Source organism: Actinokineospora spheciospongiae (genome assembly GCF_003182415.1).
Taxonomy (GTDB): Bacteria; Actinomycetota; Actinomycetes; order Mycobacteriales; family Pseudonocardiaceae; genus Actinokineospora; species Actinokineospora spheciospongiae.
The window spans coordinates 13,570-32,283 of record NZ_QHCP01000021.1 but is presented as its reverse complement, the minus strand read 5'-3'; the positions used below and the strand labels follow the sequence as shown (position 1 = coordinate 32,283).

The following is an 18,714-nucleotide window of genomic DNA, read 5'->3' as shown; positions in this document are numbered from 1 at the left end:
AGATGCCCGGGTGGGTGGATGTGCTTGGGTGGGGGAAGCGATCATGTGCAAGCCTGCCTGGGCAGTGGGGCACTCTTTTCGCCCCACTCGGTCACACCGGGCACATGATCGCTGTAGGGGCCCCGCCCAAGCAGATCCACCCACCCGGGCACGCCCCGAAAACGACCGGGCTTTTAAAACCCAGCCACAGCAACCCAGCCACAGCAACCCAGCCAGACTCGCAAGCAGCGCCCCAAGCCCTCAGCGGACCGCAGCACCCTCCACAACACGCCGACCAGAAGCCCCACCGGAAACCCCGACCCCACCGGCACGGCACAGATCAGCCGCCGGGATGACCGCCGTCAGCGGCCCGAGCGGGTTGACCACCAGCGGGCACCCGCGAAGCTGCCCGGCCAGTTCCCGCCCGGAGACCTCCCGCCACCCCGGCCACGCCCCCGGCACGTGCGTCGCCGACGTGCACGCGGGCACCAGCACCCGCCCGTCGTGGTTGCGGAACCCGGTGATCGCCCGGTCGTCGCCGCGGCTGGCGTAGACCAGCAGCGTGGTGTCCAGCACCACCGGCAGCAGGTCGACCTGCTGCCGGTGGCGGGTGTGCACAAGCTGCAACAGCTTCTCCAGCGGGTTGGACGTCACCGGGAGGCGCAGTGCGGCCGGGGAGGGCCGGTACCCGGTGTTGTACCGGAAGCGCTCGACGACCTCGCCGCGGTCGTCCACGGGGTAGGCGCCGACCACGCCCCACGGGGGCACGTCCACGTCCGGGCTGAACGCCGGGTCGATGACGTACAACCAGCTATTGGGGTTCGACCGCGCGCTCACCCGCATGTCGAGGGTGATTTCGGGCTGCTGCACCCTCCCAGCTTCGGTTACCTCGGGTCACTTGCGAACACCCCCCGTGCTGTACCACCCGAACGAGTGAGGAGGCGGTCGCGGGGGTACTGCACATCTGGCGGTCGGTAGTCGGAAAAGTGGTCACCAGATCCCCCGAAGGTGCGGGAACCGTTCCACATCCGCCCGCATCGGAGTTACAGTCGTCGCGTTCGCACACAGGAGGGGGTACGGGGTGTACCTGGCCGATGGAGGCGGAGGGTCGATCGCGCCCTCGGCGCCCGATTTCAGCGGAACCCGGACCCTGCGGATCGAACCGTCCGCCATCCCGGGTGCGCTGGCCGCGTTCCGCGAGGCGTACGACCGGGTCGAGGCCAAGGTCACCGCGCTGGATGGGCTGGAGGTCCCGGAGTGGGCCAAGGACCCGGTGAGCGGCGAGGCGGCCACGGACTTCACCGCGCGCACCAACGGCGGCGGCGCGGACTCGGCCATCGCCTGCCTGCGCGGCTACCAGGAGCAGTTGCGCCGGGCGATCGAGTCGCTGGAGACCGCGCAGGAGGGGTACCTGCGCACGGAAGGCACCAACCACGCCATGTGGGGCAAGCGGGACCAGGGGTGAGCTGAGATGGCCATGCACCGGTGGGAGGGGTACGACCACCCCACGCTCTTCAAGATGATCAACAGCGGGCCGGGTCCGGCGGCGTCCACGGCGCAGACCGAGTACTGGTCCGCGCTGACCGCCGAGCTGGAGCAGATCGACGCCGACCTGGCGACCAAGCTGTCCACCATGCAGGCCACCTGGGAGGGCGGTGCCGCCGACCAGGCGCAGACCGGCCTGACCCCGTTGCAGGCCTGGGCCGCCGACGCGCAGTCCGGCGCCTCGCTGATGCGCGCCTCCACCGAGTACCAGGCCGACATCGTCGGCCGGGCCCGCGCCGAGATGCCGGAACCGGTGCAGGTCACCACCCCCGCCCCCTCGGGCTGGGACAAGCTGGCCGCGGGGGCCGCGCTGCTGACCGGCAACGCCGGTCCGGCGGCGGGCGTGCTGGCGCAGTCGCAGGACCACGAGGCCCAGGAGGCCGCGCAGGACGCCGCCTCGCAGAAGGCCGTCGACACCATGGACTCCTACCAGTCCAGCACCAACTTCAACACGTCCACGCTGGGCACCTTCGTGCCACCGCCGGACGTCGTCATCTCCACCCCGGCGCCCGACGGCGGCGTCGGCCACCAGGTCGGCTACGCCATCTCCCAGGCCACCGGGGGTACCGGCGGCTCGAACGGCGGCACGTCCGCCGCGTCGTACACCCCGGTGCAGCTCACCAGCGGCACCCCCGGCCAGTACCTGGCCCCGACCGGTGGCGCGAGCCCGGTGCACACGCCCCAGTTCGTCCCCGGTGGGAACCCCCCGGCCTTCACGCCGGTCAGCGCCTCCACCACGCCCGCGGGCTACGTCCCGCCGACCGGCGGTGGCACGCACACCCCGATCACCCCCAACGGCCTCACCGGTGTGCCCACCGGCGGCGGCGGTCTGCCCTCGGGCGATGCCACGCGCTTCCCCGGCGGCATCCGCCCCGGCCTCACCCCCACCGACGCGGGCCTGGCCCGCGGCGGCCCGGTGGCGGGCCAGGCCGCCGCCCAGGAGGCTGCCGCCCGGCGCGGTGCCCTCGCGGGCGGGCTCGGCGGGTCCGCTCCCGCCGAGGGCCCGGCGCGCGGCGGGGCCAACAGCGCCCTGGGCCGCGGCGGCGTCGCGGGCGCGGGTTCGTTCTCCGGTGACTCGCTGCTCGGCGGCCGCAACGGCACCGCCGGTGCCGCGGGCGGCAAGGCCGGGACGGGCGCTGGGGCGATGGGCGGCGGCCGCGGCGCGAACGCGGACGAGGAAGAGGACTTCGAGCACGCCAGCTACCTGGTGGAGACCGACGACATCTTCGGCGACGAGCGGCACGTGGCACCGGGCGTGCTCGGTTCCGACCGGTGACGGCGTTCGGGGTCCTCGACGTGGACGACCGCCCACCCATCGCGCTGTCCGCCCTGGAGTTCGACGTCCTCTGGGGCCACCTACGGCCCGGCACCATGCCGCTGGTCGTCAAGGTGCCCTCCCCGGGCAAGACCCATGAGGAGCGCGCGGCGATCGAGGAGCGCGTGTGGGGGGACCTCGACCGGCGCGGCCTCGGCCGCAAGGTCGACGTGCACCCGGAGGTCGAGCACCTGTTCGCCCTGCTGGCCCGCCCGGACCGCGAGGTCGACGCCCGCACCTGGGTGGGCCGCGGCCTGCGCCTGATCGCCTGCGCCGCGGGCGACGACGCGGCGCTGGCGGTCCTCAGCGAGGACTCGATCACCCTGAGCCGCACCTCGGCGGCCAACCTCGCCGCCGCCGCCGTCGGCGTCCTCCCGGCGCACCCGGCGGGCCCCGGCCAGTCGGTCACCCTCCGCACCGAGGACTTCGAGGCGGCGGCCCGCGCCACCGACGGCACCCGCAAGGGCTTCGAACTGGCCCTCTCCGCCCGGGGCCTGCGCCCCGACGACGTGACAGCCCTGGTCGAGATGATCGACGACGTCCGCGGCACCGGGAACTTCGGAGCCGCCGCCCGCGACCGCCTCGGCCGCCGACTCCGCGCGGACCGGGTCGTCTCCTTCTTCGACACCGACGCGGGCCGCTACGTCCAGATCCGCCGCTCCGCCCCGGACGGCACCTTCTGGACCACCATCTCCCCCGCCGACCAGCGCCGCATGGTGCACCAGGTGGACGAGGTGCTCACCGAGGTCCGCCGGACCGCCGAGGGCTGAGCACGTGTCCGCACACCGGCCCCGGGGCTGACCCGGTGCCCTCCCGCAAACCGGTCACCGCCACCGACCTGCGCACCGCCGTCGCCAAGGTCCTCCCCTGGCTGTACGACGGCGCCCCCCAACCCCCACGCCCCACCCTGGCGGCGGCGGTCCGCCTGAGCCTGCGCACCCTCGAACAGGACGCCCCCGGCCACACGGTCGAGGTCCGCGTCCCGCCCTTCGCGGCGGTCCAGTGCATCGAGGGCCCCCGCCACACCCGGGGCAACCCGCCCAACACCATCGAAACCGACCCCAAGACCTGGCTCGAACTCGCCACCGGCACCCTCGATTGGCACACGGCGGTCGCCGAGTCCCGGGTCTCCGCCTCCGGCTCCCGCGCCGACCTCTCCGAACACCTCCCCCTGCTGCGCTTCTAGCGCAGCCCCAGCCACCCCGAACCCCCTCGGGCGCAGCAACAACCAGCCCAAACACATCCACCCAGCCGGGCACCCACCAGCAAAGACCAGGCTCGAAAAGCAGCCACGCAGAAGCGCGCAGGTCAGGAACCAGAAACCGCGACCGGCTCCAGCACCTCGGGCCGAGCCCGCCGCAACGCCGCCCACATCAACACCGCCCCCACCATCGCCAACACCCCGTACACCGCCAGCAACTCCGGCGGCGTGGTCCCGGTCAGCGCGTCCCCCAGCAGCACCGCCGCCACCGTCCCCGGCACAGACCCCAGGAACGTCCCCGCCAGGTAGGGCTGCCACCGGATCTCCGACAGCCCGCAGCAGTAGTTCATCGCCGAGAACGGCACCATCGGGATCAGCCGCAGCCCCAGCACCCCGGCGAACCCGCTGCCGGTCAGCCGCGAGTTCACCGCCCGCAGCACGGCCCGCTCCAGGTGGGGTTCGACCCACCGCCGCCCGAGGCCGCGGCTGAGCCAGAAGGCGAGGGCGGCGGCGATGGTGGTGGCCGCCATGGCGATGGCGATGCCCCAGCCCTCGCCCAGGACCAGGCCGACCGACAGGTTGAACACCGTGCGCGGCACCGGCGGCACAGTCAGCAGCGAGTACGCCGCCAGGAACAGCACCGGGGTCGCCCAGCCGAACCCGGCGGCCCAGTCGCGGACCTCGACCGGGCTGGGGATGGGCACCAGTGAACCCGCCACGACCAGCGCGACCACGACGGCGAGCAGTGCGATCAACACGCGGCGTCCCGACACCCGCGCAACGGTATCCGGCGACCGGTTCGCGGACCGCACCGCCGACCCTCCCGGTGACGCGGCCCACCTCGCCGCGGTCGGTGCACCGCCGAACAGCACTTACACTTGGGGTGAGCCCAGTTCCGTCCTAGGGAGTGCTTGAGTGGTCACCGACCAGTCCGCAACTGGCCCGTCGTCCCAGCAAGATCCCGACCAGCCAGAGCCCGAGCCGCGCGAGGAGTGCGGTGTCTTCGGGGTCTGGGCCCGCGGCGAGGAAGTCGCCAAGCTCGCCTACTACGGCCTCTACGCCCTTCAGCACCGCGGTCAGGAGGCGGCGGGCATCTCCGTCTCCGACGGCAGGCAGATCGTGGTCTTCAAGGACCTCGGCCTGGTCAGCCAGGTGTTCGACGAGCAGGTGCTGTCCAGCCTGCGCGGGCACATCGCCGTCGGGCACTGCCGGTACTCCACCACCGGCTCCACCACCTGGGAGAACGCCCAGCCCACCTTCCGCACCACGGCCACCGGCAGCGGCCTGTCCCTGGGCCACAACGGCAACCTGGTCAACACCGCCGAGCTGCGCGACCGCGGCGCCGAGCTGGGTGTCGGCGCGATGCGCGGGGCCACCACCGACTCCGACCTGCTGACCGGCCTGCTCGCCGCCGGGGCCGCCGACAAGGGCATCGAGCAGGCGGCGATGGAGCTGCTGCCGACCGTGCGCGGCGCCTACTGCCTGGTCTTCGCCGACGAGTCCACCCTCTACGCCGCCCGCGACCCGCACGGGGTGCGGCCGCTGGTGCTGGGGCGGTTGGAGCGCGGCTGGGTCGTGGCCAGCGAGACCGCGGCCCTGGACATCGTGGGCGCCTCCTTCGTCCGCGAGGTCGAGCCCGGTGAGCTGATCGCCATCGACGCCGAGGGGCTGCGCTCGTCGCGCTTCGCCACCCCGGAGCCCAAGGGCTGCGTCTTCGAGTACGTCTACCTGGCCCGCCCGGACACCACGATCGCCGGTCGCGGGGTGCACGCCACCCGGGTGGAGATCGGTCGCAAGCTGGCCGTGGAGTACCCGGCCGAGGCCGACATGGTCATCCCGGTGCCGGAGTCCGGCACCCCGGCCGCCATCGGGTACGCCCAGGCCAGCGGCATCCCCTACGGCACCGCGCTGGTCAAGAACGCCTACGTCGGGCGCACCTTCATCCAGCCGTCGCAGACCATCCGCCAGCTCGGCATCCGGCTCAAGCTCAACCCGCTGCGCGACGTCATCCGCGGCAAGCGGCTGGTCGTGGTGGACGACTCGGTGGTCCGCGGCAACACCCAGCGGGCCCTGGTGCGGATGCTGCGCGAGGCCGGTGCGCTGGAGGTGCACGTGCGGATCGCCTCGCCGCCGGTGCGCTGGCCGTGCTTCTACGGCATCGACTTCGCCTCCCGCGCGGAGCTGATCGCCAACGGCCTCGACCTCGACGGCATCCGCCGCTCCATCGGCGCGGACACCCTGGGCTACGTGTCGCTGGAGTCGCTGATCGCGGCCAGCGAGCAGCCGCGCAGCAGGCTGTGCTCGGCCTGCTTCGACGGCGAGTACCCGATCCCGCTGCCCGACGACGCGCTCATCGGCAAGCACCTGCTGGAGGGGATCGAGAAGGGTGTGACCGGCTCCGCCGCACCCGTCCCGGCCGCCGGGTACGGTGCCGAGGACGCCCTGCGTCGTCCCTGATCGCCCGGCAGCCCCGCCGGTCCGCCCGCCTCCGACCTGATTCGAGCCATGACTGAGAACCTCGCGTCCGAGCCCGCCCTGTCCGCCACCTACGCGGCCGCGGGGGTGAGCATCGACGCCGGTGACGAGGCCGTGGAGAAGCTCAAGCCGTGGGCGGCGAAGGCCACCCGCCCGGAGGTCCTGGGCGGCATCGGTGGTTTCGCGGGCCTGTTCCGGCTCAAGCTCGACCGCTGGAAGGAGCCGGTGCTCGCCTCCTCCACCGACGGCGTGGGCACCAAGATCGCGGTCGCGCAGGCGCTCGACATCCACGACACCGTCGGCATCGACCTGGTCGCCATGGTCGTCGACGACCTGGTGGTCTGCGGTGCCGAGCCGCTGTTCCTGCAGGACTACATCGCCGTCGGCAAGGTCCTCCCGGACCGGGTCGCGCAGCTCGTGAAGGGCATCTCCGAGGGCTGCGTGCAGGCCGGGTGCGCGCTGCTGGGCGGGGAGACCGCCGAGCACCCGGGCCTGATGACCGACGGCGCCTACGACCTGTCGGCGACCGGCGTCGGCGTGGTCGAGGCCGACGCCGTGCTCGGCCCGGACCGGGTCCGCCCCGGCGACGTGCTGATCGGCATGGGTTCCTCCGGCCTGCACTCCAACGGCTACTCGCTGGCCAGGCACGTGCTGCTGCAGATCGGCCGCATCCCGCTGTCCGGGCACGTCGAGGAGTTCGGCCGCACCCTGGGCGAGGAGCTGCTGGAGCCGACCCGCATCTACGCCAAGGACTGCCTGGCGCTGGTCGCCGAGGCGGAGGTGCGCACCTTCGCCCACATCACCGGCGGCGGCCTCGCCGCGAACCTGGCCAGGGTGCTGCCGCCCGGCCTGCACGCCACCCTGGAGCGCGGCACCTGGACCCCGCAGCCGGTCTTCTCGATGATCGCCCAGCGCGGCCGGGTGGCCCGCGAGGAGATGGAGCGGACGTTCAACATGGGCGTCGGCATGGTCGCCGTGGTCGCGCCGGAGGAGGCCGACCGCGCGCTGGCCGTGCTCACCGCCCGGCACGTCCCGTGCTGGCTGCTCGGCGAGGTCCGCCCCGCCACCGACGCCGACGGCCCGCGCGCCGAACTCGTGGGCGAGCACCCGCGCTTCTGATCGCGGCCCCCGGGCACGGCCCCGGCCGCTGATCCGAGCCCCGGGGCAACCCGGCCCCGCCCCGCGCCGTTCTACCGTTCGGAGCGCGCGAGGGGAGGGGCCGCCGTGTCGGACCGCGACAGCGAGTTCGGTGAGTACCTGGACAGCCGCGCCGCCGTGATGCGCAGGACCGCGTACCTGCTCTGCGGCGGCGACTGGCACCGGGCCGAGGACCTCGTGCAGACGACCCTGGCCAAGATCTACGCGGCCTGGCCCCGGCTGGTCCGCGGCTCCGGCATCGACGGGTACGCGCGCAAGGTCATGGTCCGCGCGGCCATCGACGACTCCCGGCGGGCGTTCCGCAGGCGGGAGAACGCCGTCGAGCGGCTGCCCGAGGTCGGCGTGCCGCCCGCCGGGGTGGACGACGCGGTCGACGTGCGCCGGGCGCTGGCCCGGCTGCCCGCGGGCCAGCGGGCCGTCGTCGTGCTCCGCTACTGGGACGACCTGTCCGTCGCCGAGACCGCCAGGGCGCTGGGCAAGAGCGAGGGCACCATCAAGAGCCAGGCGTCGAAGGGCCTCGCCACCCTGCGCACCCTGCTGGCCGACGGGCGAGTGGCCGTGGAGGGGCTGCGATGAGCGAGTTCACCGAGTCCGACATCCGCGCCGCCCTCGACCGGGCGCTGGCGGGCGAGCCGCCGTTCACCCTGGACCGCGAGGCGGTCTTCGCCGAGGGCCGCCGCCGGGTGCGCCGCCGCCGCACCGCCGCCTACGGCCTGGCGGCGGTCACCGCCGTCGCCGTCATCGGCACCAGCACGCTGGCCGCGGGTGCGCTCAGCACCTCCCCGCAGCCCATGCCCCCGGCGGCCCCCGCGGCCCTGTCCACGACCGCGACCACCGTCCTGACCACCCCCCGGACAGCAATGCCCCCTCCGATCAGCACCACGACCACGACACGCTCCCCCGGCTCCTCGGTCCCTCCCCCGGGCCAAGCCTCCGCCGACCACAACTCCGCTGTCATGCACGGCGCGGCCATCTCCTGGCCCCCGGACGTCGTGAAGAAGGTGGGCGCGTACGGCGAGTGGTACCGGTTCGACACCGGGGGCACCCTGTCCGCCCGGCTCGTCACCCCGACCGGTGACCGCAGGCTCATCGTGCGGTTGCGGGGGCCCGATGGGGTCCCGCCGCAGACCGAGTGCCCGCCGGTGGCGCGGGCGGACACGGCGTGCTCCCGCGACGTGCGCCCGGACGGCACGGTGCTGCGGGTGTCCGAGGACCGCACCACCTCGTCGGTCACCGCCACCTCGCTGCGCCCCGACGGCACCTACGTCACCGTGCAGGAGACCGCCTCCGGCATCGCCCCGTCGCGGCTGGACCGGGTGCTGGACACCCCCACGGTCGTCGCCTTGGCCCTGGTGCCCGGGCTGAGCGCCATCAAGGGATAACCGCAGGGATAACCGCTACGCCGAACCCGGCCACCGCCGCCATACTGGGGGTGTGGCCGAGGACCTGGTGGTGACCCGCGCGCTGGTGATCCCGGCGGGCGAGCTGCGCGAGCGCTTCTCCCGCTCGTCGGGCCCCGGCGGCCAGGGTGTCAACACCGCCGACAGCCGCGTCGAGCTGTCCTTCGACGTGGCCGGTTCGCAGGCCGTCCCCGAGCACCTGCGCCCGCGGCTGCTGGCGAAGCTGTCGTCGCGCCTGGTCGACGGCGTCGTCACGATCGCCGCGAGCGAGTTCCGCGCCCAGTTGGCCAACCGCGCCGCCGCCCGCGACCGCCTCGCCGCCCTCCTGCGCGACGCCGCCGCCCCGCCGCCCGCGCCCCGCCGGGCCACCAAGCCCTCGCGCGGCTCCCGCGAGCGCAGGATCACCGACAAGAAGCGCCGGTCCCGCACCAAGCAGGGCCGCCGCGTCCGCCCGGACGACTGATAACCGGCTCACCACCGGGAACAACTCCCCGACCGCTCGGCGCTGGACCCTTCGAGAGCACGAACCACGTCGGAGGAGAACACCCGTGAGCCTGTTGTTCAGCCCGCTCGACCTGCGCTCGGTCACCCTGCCCAACCGGGTGGCGGTCAGCCCGATGTGCCAGTACTCGGCCACCGGCGGGCTGCCGGACCACTGGCACCTGGTGCACCTGGGGTCGCGGGCGGTCGGCGGCGCCGGGCTGGTCATCGCCGAGGCCAGCGCGGTCGAGCCGATCGGCCGGATCTCCCCGGAGGACACCGGCATCTGGTCGCCGGAGCACGTCGAGGCGTGGCGGCCGATCACGGCGTTCATCAAGGAGCGGGGGTCCGTGCCGGGCATCCAGCTCGCCCACGCGGGCCGCAAGGCCTCCACGTACAGCCCGTTCGCCGAGGGCCGCGGCGGGGTCGCCGACGCCGACGGCGGCTGGACCCCGGTCGGCCCGACCACCGAGCCGTTCGTCGACGCCTACCGCACCCCGGTGGCGCTGTCCGAGGCCGACATCGCCGAGGTCGTGCGGAAGTTCGCCGAGGCCGCCCGGTACGCGGTCGAGGCGGGCTTCGAGGTCCTGGAGGTGCACGCCGCCCACGGCTACCTGCTGCACGAGTTCCTGTCGCCGCTGTCGAACACCCGGACCGACGCCTACGGCGGCGACGCCGAGGGCAGGCTCCGGTTCCCGCTGGAGGTCGTCCGCGCGGTCCGCGCCGCCGTCGGCGAGGACGTGCCGGTCCTGGCCCGCCTGTCGGCCTCCGACTGGACCGAGGGCGGCCTGACCGCCGAGGACAGCGCCGACATCGCCCGCGCCCTGGTCGACGCGGGGGCGGACCTCATCGACGTCTCCAGCGGCGGCAACGTGCCGTCGGCGCCCATCGAGACCGGCCCCGGCTACCAGGTGCCCTTCGCCGCTGTCATCCGCGACAAGGCGGGCGTCCTGACCGGCGCGGTCGGCGAGATCACCGACGCGGAGCAGGCCGAGGCCATCCTGACCGACGGCTCCGCCGACCTGGTCCTGCTGGCCCGCGAACTGCTCCGCGACCCGTACTGGCCGCTGCGCGCCGCCGCCGCCCTCGGCGACGAGGTGGCCCCGCCCGCCCAGTACGGGCGGGCGTTCTGACCACACGCCGATGACCACCCCGACGGGTGACGCTGTCGGGGTGGTGCGGTGTGTGGTCGACGGCCCGGGGGCAGCGCGGAAGACCACGGGTGCCGTGGTGCGGCGGGGGTGAACGCGAAGGGGCTGCCGCGTGTTCCGGGGTGCCGGTCCACGCCGCAGCCGTCTCCGTGATGTCGACGGTGACCCCACCCGGCCAGGACGCGCTACCGTCCTGGACCCGCTGTGAAGGCCACCCCGGCGACCAGGGCCGTCGGGGTGGCCTTCACAGCGTTACGAGAGGGGATGCGGGGTCGGGTCCGGAGCCGGTGGGCGCCGGACCCTAGCTTCATCGCCGGTAGTCGTCGTACTCGTCCTCGGACGAGTCCTCCAACCGGTCACTGGTGTGACCGTCTTCGGGCCCTCCACTCGACAGCTCGCGCTGAAGCGCGTCGAAGTCGGTGTGGTGTGAGCTGTACTTGAGCTCCCGGGCCACCTTCGTCTGCTTGGCCTTAGCTCGGCCGCGCCCCATGGCTCGACCCCCTCGCACAGTGACGGGGCGGCCGGGGGAACGGCGGCCCCGTAGATGTCGACAGTTGATTCCTGCCAACTACCGTACCGTGCCGAAGGGGTTCCGTGCGACGCGGCACGGTGTGCAGAAACCGACATCCCGGGGAACTTCCCTCCCCGGCGCCGCGGTGGCGACCCCCCGTGAAACGATGACCGGGTGTCCCGTCCGTTCGTCGCCTACCTGAGGGTGTACGAGCCGTTGTCCGCGTTCGCGGAACCGCTGGCAGGGCGCCTGCGCGCCACGGTCGAGAGCACTCCCCTGGACCGTTCGGACGTCGCCCGCCGCGAGCGTGAGGTGTGGCTCAAGTCACAGCTCTACGCGCCTCCGGGCACCCTCCCCGGCGAACTCCCCGACGGCCGCCAGTCCACCAGCGCCGTCCGCGACCTCCTGGTGATCGACCCCGTCGAGGTCCCGGTCGAGGACGCCACCGTCGGCCCCGGCCCGCTGGTCTGCCCGCTGGACCTGCGCGCCCGCTCCGCTGCGGCGATGGTCGGCTTCATCACCACCGCCACCCCGGTCCTGCGCGCCGCCGCCCTGGCGGGCACCGCCGAGTCCGCCAAGACCAAGGCCGCCACGGTCCTGGGCGAACTCCCCAACGGCGCGGTGCACGTGGTCTCGACGACCTGGACCGTCCCCCTGCCCTGGTTCGCCCTGGTCGACCCGGCCCACCGGCACGTGGTCACCGCCGCCTCCCGCACCGACCCGCACCGGCAGGTCCACTGGCGGGTCGCCATGGCCGACGCCCGCCGCCGGGCCGAACGGGCCCGAGTCCTCGCCGCGCGCACCTTCGGCGAGGGCGGACCCGCCAAGGTCCTCGCCGACACGGCCAAGTGGCTGGAGAACTTCCACGAGCACTCGGCGGTCGAACTCGACTACGGCGGCCTGGTCCAGCTCCTCACCGACGAGGAACTGGAGGGGGACACCTCGGCCGAGGACGTCCACGCCATCCTCCGGGCCATCGAGGACTCCGACCCCACCACGGTGGGCACCCGCTTCGAACGCCTGCGGGACTTCTGGGGCGACCTCGCCGCCAGGGAACAGCTCAACTGACCCCGGGGACCGGCTACGCGTACTCGGACTCGTAGAGCGCGTTCAGCTCGGCGTGCAGCTCCGGGGACGCGGCCAGCTCCACCCCGTCCAGCACCCGTACCCGGGTGATCTTCCGGACGCTCGACGCCAGGAACACCGCGTCCGCCGCCCGCAGGTCGGCCACCGGGATCGGCTCGACCTTCGTCGTCCACCCAGCCCGCTCCGCGGCCCGGAACAACGCCCCCTGCGTGGTCCCCGCCAGCACCCCGCTCGACGGGGGCACCGTCCGCAGGGTCCGCCCCCGCACCAGCACGGCGGTGGAGGTCGGCCCCTCCAGGACGGTGTCGTCGGCGGCGGTGAAGATGACCTCCTCCGCCCCCTGGGCGGCGGCGTGGCGACCGGCGGCCATGTTCACCGCGTAGGACAGCGTCTTCGCCCCCAGCAGCAGCCACGGCGCCCCCGGCACGTCGGACGGGTCGAACCCGCGGGCCAGGGTCACCGCGGCGACCCCGGACACCCGGGCCCGCAACTGCGACGCCGCGATGGGCAGCCCCAGCGCGAACGAGGTGGTCGACCCGTCGCCGAACTCCGGTCCCCGGGTGTAGACGAGCTTCAGCGCCATCTCCCCGGCGGCGGGCCACTCGGAGATCACCACCGAGCACACCCGCTCCCATGCGGCCCGGTCCGGTTCCGGCAGGTCCAGCATCGCCGCCGACCGCGCCAACCGGTCCAGGTGCGGCCCCAGCTCCCGGGGCTTCCCGTCCACCACGAGCACGGTCTCGAAGACCCCGTCCCCGCGCAGCAGGCCGAGGTCGTCGACCCGGATGTGGGGGGCGTCGGGGTCGAGGACGGTCCCGTCCAGCATCGCCAGCACGCGCATGGGGGAACCCTACTGGCATAACATCGACGGGGTGGAAACCGCGCACCCGATAGCCCGGCGCCGTGCTGAACTGCGCGACACGCTGCACGGCCGCGGAATGCGGATGACCCCGCAGCGCCAGCTCGTGCTCGACGCGCTGCTGGAACTCGAGCACGCCACGCCCGAGCAGGTCTGCCAGCACGTGCAGCGCACCACCCCCACGGTCAACATCACCACCGTCTACCGCACCCTCGAGCTGCTGGAAAGCCTCGCGGTCGTCCGCCACACCCACCTCGGCCACGGGGCGCCGACCTACTCGGTGCACGAGCACGAGCACGTCCACCTGGTCTGCCACCGCTGCGGCCACGTCGACGAGGCCGAGCGCGCGGTCATGGACGAGCTGTGCGGAACACTGCGCGCCCGGCACGGGTTCCACCTCGATGCCAGCCACCTCGCGCTGTCCGGCACCTGCCGCGCCTGCTCCCAGGAGAACCCGTGACCCGCTCCCCCCTCCTCGACCTCCCCGGCGCCATCCCCGCCCCGGACGACTCCCCCGACGCGGCCGTCCCCTGGCACTTCGGCGACCCGTTCGCCGAGCAGCGCGCCGCCACCCGCGGGGTCGGCGTGGTCGACCGGTCGCACCGGCAGGTCATCGCCGTCCCCGGCGAGGAACGGCTGTCCTGGCTGCACCTGGTCATCTCCCAGCACGTCACCGGCCTCGCCGAGGGCGCGGGCACCGAGGCGCTGATCCTCGACAGCCAGGGCCGCGTCGAAGCCCACATGCTCCTCGCCCACGTCGACGGCACGGTCTGGCTCGACACCGAGGCGGGCGCGCAGACCTCCGGCGCCCGCCCCGGCCGGGTCCCCCTGCTGGCCTACCTGGAGCAGATGGTCTTCTGGTCCAAGGTCGAACCCCGCGACGCCACGGCGGAACGCGCGGTGCTGTCCCTGGTCGGCCCGCACACCCCGGACCTGCTGGCCGAGGCGGGCCTCCCGGTCCCCGACGGCCCCTACGCGGTCGCCGAGGGCGCGGGCGTCGTCGTCCGCCGGATGCCCTGGCCCGGCCCCGACGCGGCAGACCTGCTGGTCCCCCGCGCCGACCTGCTCACCTGGTGGCAGCGCCTCACCGCAGCGGGCGCCCGCCCCACGGGCAGCCTCGCCTTCGAAGCCCTCCGCGTCGAATCCGCCCACCCCCGCGCGGGCCTGGACACCGACGAGAAGACCATCCCGCACGAGGTCGGCTGGGTCCACGTCGCCGCCCACGTCGCCAAGGGCTGCTACCGGGGCCAGGAAACGGTGTCGAAGGTCCACAACATCGGCCGCCCCCCGCGCCGGATGCTGCTGCTGCACCTCGACGGCTCCGACACCGTCCCGGAACCGGGCGACCAGGTCCGCGCGGGCGAACGCGTGGTCGGCAAGGTCGGCTCGGTCGCCCAGCACCACGAACTGGGCCCCATCGCCCTCGCCCTGGTCAAGCGCTCCATCGAACCCGGCACCCCCCTCACCGTCGGCGAAACCGGCACCAGCGCCGCCATCGACCCCGACGCCATCCCCGCCGATTCCCCCGCCCTGGGCCGAGCCGCCGCCCAGGGCCTCCGAGGCTGACCCCGGCCCGGGGCGGCCCGCCCCGAACGTCCCGAGCCCGGTTGCCCGTGCCCGCCGTGTGCCAGGATTCGCGCCATGTCACCGTCGACTTCCCGCCCCGGCGCGCACGGCACGTTGATCACGGTCGCGCCGACCGGGGCCGAGCACAGCAAGGCGGACGTCCCCGCTCTCCCGGTCACCGTCGAAGACCTCGTGCGGACCGCAAGGGATTGCGAGCGGGTGGGTGCCGCGATGATCCACCTGCACGTCCGCGACCGCGACGCCAAGCCCACTTTGGACCCGGGGCTCCTCAGGGAAACCGTGGACGCGGTTCGGGAGAACTCCAACCTGATCGTGCAGTTGTCCACCGGTGGCGCGGTGACCGACTCCGAGGCCGACCGGCTGGCGGTGCTCGACGCGCTGCCGGATTCGGCTTCCTGCTCGATGGGCACCGTGAACTTCGGCGACGACGTCTTCCTCAACCGGTGGGAGTTCATCGTCGAGCTGCACAAGCGGATGCGGGAGCGGGACATCGTGCCGGAGTACGAGATCTTCGACCTGGGGCAGTTGACCACCCTGCGCCGCCTGCTCGACGAGCACGGCCTCCCCTCGGGTGGGCACGTGCACCTCGACCTGGTGCTGGGGGTGCCCGGTGGCATGGCGGGCGACCTGGAGACCGTGGCCGCCGCGCTGCGGCTCGTCCCCGAGGGCGCGACGTTCTCCGCGACCGGGGTGGGGCGCAGCACGCTGCCGGTGCTGCTGGCCAGCCTGTCCGCCGGTGGGCACCTGAGGGTGGGCATGGAGGACACCACCACCTACGCCAGGGGTGAGAAGGTGAAGGACAACGCCCAACTGGTGGCCCGCGCGTCGAGCCTCTCGCGGATCGCGCAGCGGCCGCCGATTGGTCCAGACGAGGCACGGGTACTCCTGGGGGTGGCGCGGTGAGCCACCGAGTCGCCAAGATGTGGCGGTCGGGGATCGAGTGTCGGAGGATGTGCCCGTGATCGAAGTCCGTCCCGGTGGACGCAGGCGCATCGACCGGGTCCTCGCGCCGGATTACGTCACCGGCCTCGACCGCCTCGACCTCGGTGAGGTCCGGGCCCGTCGCGACGACGCCGCCCAGGAGGAGACCGACCTCTCCTACCTGCGCAGGTTGTTGCACGGTCGGATCGACATCGTGCTGGCCGAGCAGCGCCGCCGCGCCGACGGCGGCAGCGCCTCGGTGGTGGAGCAGTTGGCCAGCATCCTCGCCGACAACGCGGTGGGGCCCGCCACGGGTTCCGGTCGCCACCAGGTGATGGAGCCCTCGCGGGCGGAGGCGCACCGCAGGCACGTCGAGGCCCTGGTGTCCGACGCCGACCTGTCCGACGTGGCCGCGCTGCCGGACGAGCGGCTCGACCTGGCGCTGCGCACCTACCGGTCGGAGGAGGCCTCGGTGTCGCAGCGGCGGCGCCAGGTGCAGCAGGTGATGGACCTGCTCAACGAGCAGATCGGCAACCGCTACCGCGCGGGCAGCGCCTCGGTGGACGACCTGCTCGCCGCCGAGCGCGAGAAGCCCGACCGCGAGAAGCCCGCCGAGCGCGGGAAGCCGGGCGAGGACCGCTGAACCCGGCCAACCCGGTGCTCGCCGAGGTGGTGCGCTCCGGGTTCACCGAGTCGGTGCACCGCGGCTCGCTGGTCGTGCTCACCGACGACCGGGTGCGCCTGGCGGTCGGTGACGTGGGCTCGCCGGTCTTCCCCCGGTCGAGCAACAAGCCGCTGCAGGCCCTGGGGATGCTGCGCGCGGGGCTCGACCTCGGCGACGACGCCGACCTGGCCATCGGGTGCGCCTCGCACAGCGGTGAGGCGGTGCACGTCGACCGGGTCCTGGCCCTGCTCGCCCGGCACGGCCTCGCCGAGGACGACCTGGGCTGCCCGGAGGACTGGCCGCTGCACGAGGACAGCCGCGGCGACCGGCGCCGCCGGGTCACCATGAACTGCTCCGGCAAGCACGCCGCCATGCTCGCCACCTGCGCCCAGCTCGGCTGGGACACCGCGTCCTACCTGGACCCGGCGCACCCGCTGCAAGCCGCCATCGCCGCCACCGTCACCGACCTGACCGGCACGCCGATCCCCGCCGTCGGCGTCGACGGCTGCGGTGCCCCGCTGTTCGCGCTGAGCCTCACCGACCTGGCCACCGCCTGCTCCCGGCTGGTCACCGCCCCGCCCGGCACCCGCAGGCGCCGCGTCGCCGACGCCATGCGCGCGCACCCGCACCTGGTCGGCGGCACCGACCGCATCGACACCGCCCTGATGGAGGCCGTCCCCGGGCTGCTGGTGAAGGGTGGCGCGGAGGGCGTGCACGTCCTGGCCCTGCCCGACGGCACGACCCTCGCCCTCAAGGTCGACGACGGCGCCGCGCGCGCCCGGACCCCGGTCCTGGGCGCCGTCCTGGAATTCCTGGGCCACCGGCCCCCGCCGCTGGACACGGTGGTGCTGGGCGGCGGCGAACCCGTCGGCGAGGTGCGCGTCCCGGCGGGCCTGTTCGGCTCAGGCCCGCGGGCGTAACCGGACCCTCGTGCCCGGCCGCGCCTGCGCCAAGGCGGCCAGGTGCTTGGTCGGCACCACCCCGATCACCGGGTAGCCGCCGGTGGTGGGGTGGTCGGCCAGGAAGATCACCGGGCGCCCGCTCGCGGGCACCTGCACGGCACCGGTCACCACCGCCTCGCTGGTCAGCTCGCGCTCGGCGCGGGCGTCCGCGCGGACCAGGGGGTGGCCCAGCAGGCGCAGCCCGACCCGGTTGCTCTCCGGGGACACCGACCAGGTCGCGGCGGCGAGCTGGGCGACCGGGTCGGCGAACCAGTCCTCGCGCGGACCCAGCAGCACCGGCACGGTCAACCGGTCCGGCGGGCTGGGCGGGGCGACGGCGTCCTCGCCGGTCGGCGGCCGGACCGGGGTGCCCAGCGGCAGCACGTCCCCGGCGCGCAGCGGGTCGGGGCCGATGCCGGAGAGGACGTCGGTGGACCGCGAACCCAGGTGCGGCGGGACGTCGAGGCCACCGGACACCGCCAGGTAGCTGCGCAGGCCCGCCCGCGGCGGGCCCAGCTCGACCACGTCGCCCGCGCGCAGGTGGACCGGGGCGTGCGAGCCGACGTCGCGGCCCGCGAGCAGGACCGGGGTGCTCGGGCCGGTCACCACGACCGTGCAGGACGCCTCGGCGCGCAGCACCAGGCCGCCGAGGACGACCTCGATGCCCGCCGCGCCCTCGGCGTTGCCCGCCAGCCGGTTCGCCAGCCGCAGCGACGGCACGTCCAGCGCCCCCGACGGCGGCACCCCCAGGTGCGCGTACCCGGGCCTGCCGAGGTCCTGGACCAGCGCGGACGGCCCCGGCGCCAGCACCGTCACCGCCCGCCTCACCCGGTCACCTCGAAGCGGACCGTGTCACCGGGGGCCAGCAGGGCGGCGGGGGTGCGGTGCGGGTCGAACAGCGGCTCGGCGCCCGCGGCGAGCCTGCCCAGCAGCCGCCAGCCGCCCGGGGAGGCGCGCGGGTAGACGCCGGTGAACTCGCCCGCCACCGCGACCGACCCGACCGGCACCCGGGTGCGCGGCGTCCCCAACCGGGGCTGGTGCAGCTCCGGCGGCAGGCCGGTCAGGTAGCCGAAGCCGGGGGCGAACCCGGTGAACGCCACGGTGTACTCCGCCCCCGAGTGCAGCGCCACCACCGCGTCGACGCCCACCCCGGCGGTCGCGGCCACCAGCTCCAGGTCCGGCCCGTCGTAGACCACCGGCAGCACCACCGGGCGCCCGGTGACGGCGGGGGCCACCGACAGGTCGGCGGAGGTGAGCAGCGGTCGCACCGCGGCGGCCGACGGCGAACCCGGCCGGAACGACACCAGCACGGTCCGCGCGGCGGGCACCAGGTCGACCACGTCCGGCAACCCGGCCAGCAGCGCGCGGGCGGCGGCGACCTCGGTCAGCGAGCCCAGCTCGACCAGCACGGCGTCGGCGCCGCAGCGCAGCAGGCGCACGC

At 74.3% G+C, this 18,714-nt stretch carries 22 protein-coding genes; 16 read left to right on the top strand and 6 right to left on the bottom strand.

Annotated elements, in window-relative coordinates; translation table 11 throughout:
* Nucleotides 1–240: 240 nt before the first annotated feature.
* Entirely contained in the window at nucleotides 241–849 is a 609-nt protein-coding gene (locus tag DFQ13_RS32235; RefSeq protein ID WP_233438681.1) for a type VII secretion system-associated protein, read from the bottom strand.
* Nucleotides 850–1,060: 211 nt separating this feature from the next.
* Here DFQ13_RS32235 and DFQ13_RS32230 point away from each other — a divergent pair, with 211 nt between their 5' ends.
* Genes DFQ13_RS32230 through DFQ13_RS32215 form a run of 4 tightly spaced genes read left to right on the top strand, consistent with a single transcriptional unit; the run spans nucleotide 1,061 to nucleotide 4,025 of the window.
* Nucleotides 1,061–1,444, top strand: coding sequence for a hypothetical protein (locus DFQ13_RS32230; RefSeq protein ID WP_110082536.1), 384 nt, complete (start codon nucleotides 1,061–1,063; stop codon nucleotides 1,442–1,444).
* 6 nt (nucleotides 1,445–1,450) lie between these two features.
* Entirely contained in the window at nucleotides 1,451–2,800 is a 1,350-nt protein-coding gene (locus DFQ13_RS32225) for a PPE domain-containing protein (protein WP_110082535.1), read from the top strand.
* Entirely contained in the window at nucleotides 2,797–3,609 is an 813-nt protein-coding gene (locus DFQ13_RS32220) for an ESX secretion-associated protein EspG (RefSeq protein WP_052021873.1), read from the top strand. The genes DFQ13_RS32225 and DFQ13_RS32220 overlap by 4 nt, the downstream gene beginning before the upstream one ends.
* A gap of 35 nt (nucleotides 3,610–3,644) precedes the next feature.
* A complete protein-coding gene (locus DFQ13_RS32215) occupies nucleotides 3,645–4,025 on the top strand; it encodes a sterol carrier family protein (protein WP_181400257.1) in 381 nt (126 codons plus the stop codon).
* 122 nt (nucleotides 4,026–4,147) lie between these two features.
* Here the strand turns inward: DFQ13_RS32215 and DFQ13_RS32210 are convergent, their stop codons facing one another.
* Entirely contained in the window at nucleotides 4,148–4,813 is a 666-nt protein-coding gene (locus DFQ13_RS32210; RefSeq protein ID WP_233438680.1) for a TVP38/TMEM64 family protein, read from the bottom strand.
* Between the two features lie 142 nt (nucleotides 4,814–4,955).
* On the opposite strand from DFQ13_RS32210, the gene purF reads away from it, so the two are divergent.
* The 6 genes from purF (at nucleotide 4,956) to DFQ13_RS32180 (ending at nucleotide 10,686) form a co-directional block, all read left to right on the top strand.
* Nucleotides 4,956–6,497 (top strand): amidophosphoribosyltransferase, encoded by a 1,542-nt coding sequence (purF, locus tag DFQ13_RS32205; protein WP_035283504.1) that lies wholly within the window; start codon nucleotides 4,956–4,958, stop codon nucleotides 6,495–6,497.
* Nucleotides 6,498–6,545: 48 nt separating this feature from the next.
* Entirely contained in the window at nucleotides 6,546–7,634 is a 1,089-nt protein-coding gene (gene purM / locus DFQ13_RS32200; protein ID WP_035283506.1) for a phosphoribosylformylglycinamidine cyclo-ligase, read from the top strand.
* Between the two features lie 105 nt (nucleotides 7,635–7,739).
* The gene (locus DFQ13_RS32195; RefSeq protein WP_110082534.1) at nucleotides 7,740–8,249 is read left to right on the top strand and encodes a SigE family RNA polymerase sigma factor; all 510 of its coding nucleotides are present in this window, start codon (nucleotides 7,740–7,742) and stop codon (nucleotides 8,247–8,249) included.
* The gene (locus DFQ13_RS32190; RefSeq protein ID WP_110082533.1) at nucleotides 8,246–9,055 is read left to right on the top strand and encodes a hypothetical protein; all 810 of its coding nucleotides are present in this window, start codon (nucleotides 8,246–8,248) and stop codon (nucleotides 9,053–9,055) included. The genes DFQ13_RS32195 and DFQ13_RS32190 overlap by 4 nt, the downstream gene beginning before the upstream one ends.
* A 52-nt stretch (nucleotides 9,056–9,107) precedes the next feature.
* A complete protein-coding gene (gene arfB, locus DFQ13_RS32185) occupies nucleotides 9,108–9,536 on the top strand; it encodes an alternative ribosome rescue aminoacyl-tRNA hydrolase ArfB (RefSeq protein WP_035283512.1) in 429 nt (142 codons plus the stop codon).
* 85 nt (nucleotides 9,537–9,621) lie between these two features.
* Nucleotides 9,622–10,686 carry an NADH:flavin oxidoreductase/NADH oxidase gene (locus DFQ13_RS32180; RefSeq protein ID WP_110082532.1) on the top strand — a complete coding sequence of 355 codons (1,065 nt, stop codon included), beginning with the start codon at nucleotides 9,622–9,624 and terminating at the stop codon, nucleotides 10,684–10,686.
* Between the two features lie 325 nt (nucleotides 10,687–11,011).
* Here the strand turns inward: DFQ13_RS32180 and DFQ13_RS32175 are convergent, their stop codons facing one another.
* Nucleotides 11,012–11,194, bottom strand: a complete 183-nt coding sequence (locus DFQ13_RS32175; RefSeq protein ID WP_035283516.1) for a DUF3073 domain-containing protein — start codon at nucleotides 11,192–11,194, stop codon at nucleotides 11,012–11,014.
* A gap of 195 nt (nucleotides 11,195–11,389) precedes the next feature.
* Between DFQ13_RS32175 and DFQ13_RS32170 the strand changes: the two genes are divergently transcribed.
* Nucleotides 11,390–12,283 (top strand): hypothetical protein, encoded by an 894-nt coding sequence (locus tag DFQ13_RS32170; RefSeq protein ID WP_110082531.1) that lies wholly within the window; start codon nucleotides 11,390–11,392, stop codon nucleotides 12,281–12,283.
* A gap of 13 nt (nucleotides 12,284–12,296) precedes the next feature.
* On the opposite strand, the gene DFQ13_RS32165 is transcribed toward DFQ13_RS32170, so the two are convergent.
* Nucleotides 12,297–13,142, bottom strand: a complete 846-nt coding sequence (locus DFQ13_RS32165; RefSeq protein ID WP_035283520.1) for an aminodeoxychorismate lyase — start codon at nucleotides 13,140–13,142, stop codon at nucleotides 12,297–12,299.
* 97 nt (nucleotides 13,143–13,239) lie between these two features.
* Here DFQ13_RS32165 and DFQ13_RS32160 point away from each other — a divergent pair, with 97 nt between their 5' ends.
* From DFQ13_RS32160 to DFQ13_RS32140, 5 genes are all read left to right on the top strand, one after another.
* On the top strand, nucleotides 13,240–13,620 hold the full coding sequence (locus DFQ13_RS32160; RefSeq protein WP_052021263.1) for a Fur family transcriptional regulator: 381 nt from the start codon (nucleotides 13,240–13,242) through the stop codon (nucleotides 13,618–13,620).
* Entirely contained in the window at nucleotides 13,617–14,726 is a 1,110-nt protein-coding gene (ygfZ, locus tag DFQ13_RS32155) for a CAF17-like 4Fe-4S cluster assembly/insertion protein YgfZ (RefSeq protein ID WP_181400255.1), read from the top strand. Before DFQ13_RS32160 ends, ygfZ begins: the two co-directional genes overlap by 4 nt.
* A gap of 75 nt (nucleotides 14,727–14,801) precedes the next feature.
* Entirely contained in the window at nucleotides 14,802–15,650 is an 849-nt protein-coding gene (locus DFQ13_RS32150) for a BKACE family enzyme (protein ID WP_110082530.1), read from the top strand.
* 55 nt (nucleotides 15,651–15,705) lie between these two features.
* The gene (locus tag DFQ13_RS32145) at nucleotides 15,706–16,311 is read left to right on the top strand and encodes an RsiG family protein (protein WP_052020981.1); all 606 of its coding nucleotides are present in this window, start codon (nucleotides 15,706–15,708) and stop codon (nucleotides 16,309–16,311) included.
* 14 nt (nucleotides 16,312–16,325) lie between these two features.
* Nucleotides 16,326–17,252: an asparaginase gene (locus tag DFQ13_RS32140; RefSeq protein ID WP_233438679.1), complete on the top strand. Its 927-nt coding sequence runs from the start codon at nucleotides 16,326–16,328 to the stop codon at nucleotides 17,250–17,252.
* On the opposite strand, the gene DFQ13_RS32135 is transcribed toward DFQ13_RS32140, so the two are convergent.
* Nucleotides 17,235–18,101 carry a 5-oxoprolinase subunit C family protein gene (locus DFQ13_RS32135; protein ID WP_181400253.1) on the bottom strand — a complete coding sequence of 289 codons (867 nt, stop codon included), beginning with the start codon at nucleotides 18,099–18,101 and terminating at the stop codon, nucleotides 17,235–17,237. The genes DFQ13_RS32140 and DFQ13_RS32135 overlap by 18 nt on opposite strands.
* Complete coding sequence (locus tag DFQ13_RS32130; protein WP_110082528.1) at nucleotides 18,098–18,712, bottom strand: 5-oxoprolinase subunit B family protein; 615 nt, start codon at nucleotides 18,710–18,712, stop codon at nucleotides 18,098–18,100. Before DFQ13_RS32130 ends, DFQ13_RS32135 begins: the two co-directional genes overlap by 4 nt.
* Between the last annotated feature and the right edge of the window lie 2 nt (nucleotides 18,713–18,714).